The 8193-nt window shown below is 39.7% G+C and carries 4 protein-coding genes, 1 tRNA gene and 2 pseudogenes; 1 reads left to right on the forward strand and 6 read right to left on the reverse strand.

Going from position 1 to position 8193, the window contains the following annotated elements; translation table 11 throughout:
- From GCWU000325_RS11795 to GCWU000325_RS01590, 5 genes and pseudogenes are all read right to left on the reverse strand, one after another.
- Nucleotides 1-113, reverse strand: a pseudogene (locus GCWU000325_RS11795) (IS5/IS1182 family transposase); the annotation flags it as partial.
- Nucleotides 114-439: 326 nt separating this feature from the next.
- Nucleotides 440-2485: an alpha amylase C-terminal domain-containing protein gene (locus GCWU000325_RS01575; protein WP_006254198.1), complete on the reverse strand. Its 2046-nt coding sequence runs from the start codon at nt 2483-2485 to the stop codon at nt 440-442.
- A gap of 78 nt (nt 2486-2563) precedes the next feature.
- The gene (locus GCWU000325_RS01580) at nt 2564-3676 is read right to left on the reverse strand and encodes an MORN repeat-containing protein (RefSeq protein ID WP_006254199.1); all 1113 of its coding nucleotides are present in this window, start codon (nt 3674-3676) and stop codon (nt 2564-2566) included.
- Nucleotides 3673-4431, reverse strand: a complete 759-nt coding sequence (gene kdsB, locus GCWU000325_RS01585) for a 3-deoxy-manno-octulosonate cytidylyltransferase (RefSeq protein ID WP_040599123.1) — start codon at nt 4429-4431, stop codon at nt 3673-3675. The genes GCWU000325_RS01580 and kdsB overlap by 4 nt, the downstream gene beginning before the upstream one ends.
- Nucleotides 4432-4505: 74 nt before the next feature.
- Nucleotides 4506-6908 (reverse strand): transglycosylase domain-containing protein, encoded by a 2403-nt coding sequence (locus GCWU000325_RS01590; RefSeq protein ID WP_006254201.1) that lies wholly within the window; start codon nt 6906-6908, stop codon nt 4506-4508.
- Between the two features lie 343 nt (nt 6909-7251).
- Here GCWU000325_RS01590 and GCWU000325_RS01595 point away from each other — a divergent pair.
- Nucleotides 7252-7325 (forward strand) — tRNA-Arg (locus tag GCWU000325_RS01595).
- Between the two features lie 718 nt (nt 7326-8043).
- Here GCWU000325_RS01595 and GCWU000325_RS12320 read toward each other — a convergent pair.
- Nucleotides 8044-8193: pseudogene (locus tag GCWU000325_RS12320) on the reverse strand (IS982 family transposase); the annotation flags it as partial.

Consider the following 8193-nt stretch of genomic DNA (forward strand, 5'->3'; position numbering starts at 1 on the left):
ATAAGCGTGTCAACCTGATTGAGGAAGTCGTTTTGTGCTTTGCGATAACGCTTTGAAAGGAGTGCGTCTGCAAATGTTACATGCTCATCGGTATTCTTGGATTGGTATGCCATGGGAGGAGTATTATGCTGTTTTTAATGCTCAAATATACGAAATAACTTCCTATTATACAATGAATTAACAAACAAAATACACACCAATCGCTGTGCAAAGGTCTCTACAATGCAATAATTCTGTAAACTCAAATTAAAACCTGTACCATCGTTAGTGTACGATTCTCCCTCCACAATGGTACAAAGTTGTTCTCACGAAGGTAAACTTGTACTTTCACGATGGTACAAAATAAAAAAGAGTCCCTGAAGTCGTCTTATCAGACATCAAAGACTCTTATCTGTGTTATCTACTTCTAAAAGACAAAGCTGAGTAGACAGTGGGTAAATTATTCTTCTCGCCTTTTAAGCACAACAGCACTACGAGCTGGAGTGTATAGTTTCAACCACCCTTTCCCTTCGCGGTGCAACAGAGGATCAAAATTTGTAAGATGAGCAACGCTATCATCAGCAAAGCCAAAGCCGCCAAATTTTTTAGCATCAGTATTCAAGACTACGTCATAAGCACCTTCTTTTACGCGAAAGCCGTAGTCCGTAAAGCTTTTAGTAGGACTCCAGTTGAAGATGAAAAGCAAATCTCCACGTTGATAAGCCAAAATTTGGTCTCCATCGTCGTGCCAGATTTCGTTGACGGGCATAGCTGAGAAGTCTGGCACAGATTTAAGCGTTGCTAACATTGCACCATCAAAGTCGCCTAAACAATGATAAAGTAAGTCCTTATTATCGACTAAATTCCATTGTCGGCGAGCGTACTTATAACTCCAGCCGTTACCTTCACGTGGAAAGTCGATCCATTCTGGATGACCAAACTCGTTACCCATAAAGTTAAGATAGCCACCATCGATAGTAGAAGCTGTCACTAAGCGGATCATTTTATGTAGGGCAATACCACGCTCCACTGTTCCGTTTTCATCTCCCTTCTTGAAATGCCAATACATATCAGCATCAATCAAACGGAAAATAATTGTCTTATCGCCAACTAAGGCTTGGTCGTGACTTTCGCAATAAGAAATGCTACGCTCATCAGTTCTTCTGTTTGTCAATTCCCACAATATGCTACTTGGCTTCCAATTTTCATCGCGTTCTTCTTTGATCAGCTTGATCCAGAAATCAGGGATATTCATAGCCAAGCGGTAATCAAAATCATAACCGCCGGATGTAAACGGAGCGGCAAGCCCCGGCATACCAGAGACTTCTTCAGCTATAGTAATGGCAGCGGGATTTACTTCGTGAATTAAAAGGTTGGCTAAAGTCAAATAAGCAATAGCATTGTCGTCTTGATGGCCATTATAATAGTCACTATAGTTGGTAAATGCTGCACCTAAGCCATGATCATAATAGAGCATTGAGGTGACACCATCAAATCTGAAACCATCAAACTTATATTCTGTCAGCCAGTATTTACAATTGGATAAGAGAAAATGAATAACTTCATTCTTACCATAGTCAAGACAAAGACTATCCCACGCTGGATGTGTATGCCTAGAGCCAGGATAAAAGAACTGATTTGGATCTCCGCACAAATTACCCAATCCTTCAACTTCATTTTTTACGGCATGGCTCTGCACAAGGTCCATAATAACTCTTAGCCCTCTACTATGCGCATCATCGATCAGGCGTTTTAAATCTTCGGGGGTACCAAAACGACTTGAAGGTGCAAAGAATGAAGATACGTGATACCCAAAACTACCATAATATGGATGTTCTTGTATCGCCATGATCTGAATACAATTGTATCCATCAGTCGCAATGCGAGGTAAAACTTTAGTTCTAAACTCTTCATATGACCCAACACCCTCTTCATCTTCAGCCATTCCGATATGACATTCATAAATAAAGAGTGGTTGCTTAGATGGTTTGAAATGTTCAATGGAAAACGTATAGACATCTTTAGGATCCCAGACTTGCGCGCTGAAAATCATAGTTGTAGGATCTTGGACTACACGCCGACACCACGCCGGGATGCGTTCTCCGACACCTCCATTCCAATATACTTTCATCTTATATAGATCACCATGTTTCAAGGCTTCAAGTGGCAAGGTTATTTCCCAACTGCCAGAACCTCCAAGTGGTGTCAACTTATACTCATCAGCCTCTTTCCAGTCATTAAAATCACCGATCAGATAAATAGATGTTGCATTAGGTGCCCATTCTCTAAAGACCCAATTTGTTTTGGTCTTGTGTAGTCCGAAATAAAGATGTCCATCAGCAAAATCACTCAAAGTTATTTTCTGATTATCCGTCAATTCATTGCATTTAGAAATGACGTGCGCGTAACGCCCTTGTATGGCATCGGAAAAAGGCGCTAACCAGGGGTCATGCTTTACTATATCCAGCATCAAAGGCTGCTCTTCTCTATTTTTCATGCTTACCATGATTTATTCCGTTCTAATTATATTGTCAGTTTAGTTTAAATGAGTGTTTTATAGAAGAGAAAAACGATAGAGCTTTTTCTATTGAAGCTGCCCATTTACATACTTCCCTTTTCTGACAACATTTCCATTGCGATCATATTCTATAAAAGCCCCATCTTTTACATCGTCCTTAAATGTTCCATCAAAGCGCGATCCATCGGCATGAATAACAGTCGCTTTGCCGTTTTTCTTGTTCGCTCTAAACATTCCGCGATATTTCTCGCCATTTGCCATCCTTAGAACGCCCTCACCATCCATTTGGTTGTCTTTCCAACCACCTTGATACTCATAATCATCTTTTCGTTTGTAAGTACCTTGACCGTTTCTTTTATTATTTTTCCATTGTCCCGTGTATGTAGCTGTTCCTTTCCAAGTATAAGTACCTTGTCCGCTTTGTTCACCATTCAAGAAGTGACCAACATACCGGTCTCCGTTGGCATAGGTAAATATGCCTTCGCCAGTCCGTTCACCCTGCAAATATTGCCCTTCATAAAGATCACCATTCTTAAACTTGTAGATACCCTTTCCGTCTTGAACATCATCCTTCCAATCGCCGATATAGCAATCTCCATTAAGATAAAAGAATGTGCCTTTGCCATTTCTATAATTATTACTCCAAGCGCCATCATACTTGGACCCATCTTTCCAATCAAAAACCCCCTGGCCCGATTTCTTATCATCAAGCCATTCACCTTTGTAAAATGCGCCACTCTTGTAAGTATAAGTACCCTTTCCATTACGCATATCATTCTTCCAAGCACCTTTATAAATGTCACCATTATAATAATACATGGTGCCTTCTCCCTCTTTGGAATTTCTATACCATAAGCCTTCGTAGCGATTATTGTTTAGAGCGTAATAAGTTCCACGGCCATGCTGCTGATCTTGAAACCATTGTCCCTCATATCTTTCTCCACTGGCATAAGTCATTATTCCTTCTCCTTCGCGTTTTGTTTTAAAGTAGTCGCCTTCATAAATGTCACCATTCTTAAACACGGTGCGTCCTCTCCCATTAGGCTTACCATTGAAAAGATCTCCAGTATAAACAGCGCCATCCTTGAAGGTGTATGTACCTACAACAATCTTTTGAGCATAAGAAAAGACAGAACAAGTAGCAATGAGTGCAAAAAGGAAAAAATTATATCGTTTCATCTATTTACATGTTGGGTAAGAAATATTTCAGCTTGCTTTAAATCCTCAGGAGTATCAATTCCAATTGTAGAAATCTGGGTTTCCGCCACCTTTATGCGATAGCCAGCTTGTAGCCAGCGTAATTGCTCTAAAGATTCGCAACTCTCTAAAGAGCTAACGGATAATTGGGTCAAAGCTCTAAGAACTGCCGGGCGAAAAGCGTAAATACCGACATGTCTATAATATGCGTGATGTGTTAACCATTCTGCTTGAGGTAAATTCCTTTGATATGGGATGATAGATCGACTAAAGTATAAAGCAAAATTATGATTGTCTAATACGACTTTTGGTGAATTTGGGTCAGCTAATGCTACAAATGAATCATTTTTTTGAAAAGGTTGCACCAACGTAGCAATATCTGCAGATGGGTCATCAAAACATTGCAGAATGGCCTGCAGTTGGGGTGCAGCAATAAATGGCTCGTCGCCTTGGATATTTATAACGACATCTGCTGTTTTTGCAATCTTATTGAATGCTTCACAACATCTGTCAGTACCACTTTTGTGCGCAGTAGAGGTCATCACAACATTTCCTCCAAAAGCTTCGACTGCATCGAATATGCGTTGATCATCCGTGGCGACATAAACGTCTTCGATTACTTGAGCTACGCGCTCGTATACACGCTCGATAATAGGTTTCCCTCCTAGTAATGCCAAAGGCTTTCCTGGAAATCGTGTTGACGAATATCGAGCAGGTATAATTGCTATTGCTTTCATTTTTGTCATCTTCGTTCTTGCATATCATTAGCACTAAATCCCTCACTGCACAAAGTTGATGCGTTAGACGAAATCTATTCAAATAGGCTTTCGCCCCTTGGTTGATTAGCAGTCCGCTTCGGAGGAGGGGCTTCCGTATTCCTCTGTGGTTGCGGTTCTGGATCAGGAGTTTCTTCGTCGTCTGTCATATTATTACCCTGCACGCTCGGGGTAGGAGAAGTTTTCGGGCGCACTGACTTTTTAAACTCTTCATTTTCCTTATAACCTAAAGAATGATCTCGATAGACCTTCTTCATATAATAAGCCCAAATTGGAAGGGCCACAGTTGCACCTTGTCCACTATTTGTTCGATCAAAATGGATGTCTCTATCTTCTCCACCAACCCAACAAGCTGTGACCAAGCGTGGTACTAATCCAACGAACCAGCCATCTGAATTATTGTTCGTAGTACCGGTCTTTCCTGCAATTGGGCCATTTAAATTATACTTATATCTTAATCGACCTGCAGTACCAGATTGTACAACGCCTCTTAGCATAGTTATCATTTCATCAGCACTTTCTTCACTGATAACTTCGTTAACTCTTGGGGAGAACTCTGCAATGACGTTGCCTTGAGCATCTTCAATTTTTGTAACTAATAATGGCGCAACTCGGATACCTCCATTAGCAAAAGCTGTGTATGCACTGGCCAATTCACCGACCGTCACATCACATGGGCCTAGACAGAGGGCTATAGATGGATAAATGTTTGGATTCTTTACCCCATAATCTTTCATAATCTTAGCTAGGCGATGTCCCGTAGGGTCTATTTGGCTCATCAGACCAGCCGTCACCCAGTTATTAGATTGGGCTAAACCCCAGCTCAAAGGTACACTTGAACCATACCGTGCTTTACTACCATTTCTAGGCGTCCAAGCGCGTCCTGCAACCATATAGGTACGCATGACATTGGGTATTGTATAACTGGGGGTTAACCCATCCTCCATAGCAAGTGAGTAAACAAAAGGCTTCATTGTTGAACCGATTTGTCGACGTCCTACAAAGGCCATGTCATATTGGAAATAATTATAATTTAATCCACCTACATAGGCTTTTACCTGTCCGCTCGAAGGATCTATTGACACAAGTCCTGTTCTCAAGAAACTTTTGTAATATCTGATAGAATCAAGTGGAGTCATCATCGTATCAATAGTTCCTCGATAGGAAAAGATGCTCATACGTATCTTAGTATGAAAAGATTTACGGATTTCCTCTTCTGAAGCACCTGCATCTTTCAACATCCGATAGCGCTCACTTTGCAACTCTGAGCGTGCTAGTATTGACATTATTTGTTTGCGCGTTAACTTACTACTGAATGGAAACGAAGATGATCCTTTCTTTTCTCTATAGAACAATGGTTGTAAGTATTTAGCCACATGACTATAGGCAGCTTCTTCAGCATAGCGCTGCATACGCGAATCTATCGTTGTATAAATTTTCAACCCATCAGTATAAATATCATAGTTGGTTCCATCCCTCTTTACGTTCTTTTTACACCAACCATAAAGAGGATCATTGGCCCATGATAAAGAGTCGCCAAAATATTGAACTTGTTGCCAGTCAGCATAATTCTCCTTCTTGGGTTTATCCGCCATAAGGATACGGCGTAAATATTCACGAAGATATGTTGCTGGACCATTTTTATGATCAATACGTTTAAAATGTAGTCCAAGCGGTTCCTCTTTTAAAGTCACCGCTTCAGAGGCATTTAAATACCCTCCTTTGACCATCTGATCTAGTACGACATTTCGGCGCTGTTTGCAACGATCTGGAGCTGTAATAGGATTGTAATAAGAGGGATTTTTACACATTCCAACCAACATTGCAGCTTCAGTTATTGTAAGTTGTTGCGGTGTCTTCTGAAAATACACTTTTGCTGCAGTTTTAATTCCAACCGCATTATGCAGGAAATCAAAGTAATTTAGGTATAGTGTAAGGATTTCCTTTTTTGTGAAATGACGCTCTAACTCTACAGCTATAACCCACTCTATCGGTTTTTGAAACAGACGCCCAAGCGTACTGTGGGCACGCTTAGAATATAATTGTTTTGCCAATTGTTGTGTAATAGTAGATCCACCACCAGCTGCACGTTGCCCAAGAAAACCACGTTTAACAACAGCGCGTCCAAACGCTTTTGCATCAATTCCACTATGCTGATAGAAACGAACATCCTCAGTTGCGATTAAGGCATCGAACATATGAGAAGAGATGCTATCATAGTCAGTAAAAATTCTATTTTCATTCTGTGACCAAGTGCCTAATACCTTTCCATCAGCGGAAAAAACCTGTGAGGCGTATTTATCGATCGGGTTCTGCAGCTCATCAAGAGGAGGCATATACCCTATCCACCCTCTCTCTATACTAAAAGTTGCACCAATTATAAGCAACACGATACAACCGTATATCGTCCAAAGAATTCCAAGTACTTTTTTTTGCATGTCTTTATGGCCTGCGTTTTGAATACTAATTATGCGCGAAGATAAGAAAAAATAATCGCAATGATAGGTATTCTTATCTGATTTATCTAAACGGTACACGTAAGGAAACTATGACTCATAATTAGGCATCATACTTAGGGTGTAATAGTATACAGGGTCCGTAGAACTAGCAAACTAATAGTACTATATATAAGGAAAATGATAAATAGATAAAGAGACTTCAACTGCTAATTCTATAAGCTATCTAAATCTAATGTACATCAAGTATAGGCTTGCTATCAAGAAAAACAAAACTTATCTTTGATTACTTAAATTGATTTTGTACTTTTGCACCACGTTTGTAGGTTCAGTAGCTCAGTTGGATAGAGCAACAGCCTTCTAAGCTGTGGGTCTTGGGTTCGAATCCCAACTGAATCACTAAGTCATTTAAGTGAGAAGGTATGGAAATTTTACCTTCTCTTTTTATATGGCTGAACTTACTAAGAGACTCAAACGAAGATCATATTCTAGTAAGATTATATTTAGGTTTGCCAATTTTATTTCCTTAAACTTCTTACAGAAAACTGATATTAAAGGAGAAAATAGTATGCTATTTACATCTTATTATAACAGACACTTACTCTAGGGAAACCATAGGTTGGGTATTATTAGAAAATCTAATGGCTATAAATACCTTGGGTGCTTAATTGCAAAGGTTACTGATGCTTAATTAAAGTAAAGCAAACTAATGCAGCACACTGTATAAAATATCCGGCTTGTTACCGATGAAAGAAGAAAATGTATGTTTGCGAAGCGGGTAGCACGAAAAGCTGTATGTGTAAAAGTTTTCAAGGCTGTGAACCTATTAAAGATCAAACATTAGTGCCTGTTAATTTTAATAGATAAATAATATAATGCGTGTAAACCTTGTCTGGAAGATAGACTTTTAATGTGTGGACCTTTTTAAGTCAAAGACATCTCTTCCTACCCATCCATAAAAAAGGTACGTACCTTTCTGAAGAAAATAAGGAGAGTAGACTTTTCCTATTTACCCCAATTCGGTTTAAGGCCCCCTCCTTTTTACTCAGATTATAGTCCACAACGATTCTTTCGACCTTGTTTTAGGCCGAAGATTTATTGTTTCAGGCAAGTAAATTTAGAAAAGTGTGAGCTGTTTCACTTCTGTTTTTCCCTCCATCTCAAACTCCATATTGATAGAGGGTTTTGTATCGTAGAAAGCATAAGCCGCCATTCCTGCCAAAAGGTTGACAATAAAGTTTGAGATACTTCTGTGGCGGGTATGAAC

Source organism: Alloprevotella tannerae ATCC 51259 (assembly GCF_000159995.1).
GTDB classification, from domain to species: Bacteria; Bacteroidota; Bacteroidia; order Bacteroidales; family Bacteroidaceae; genus Alloprevotella; species Alloprevotella tannerae.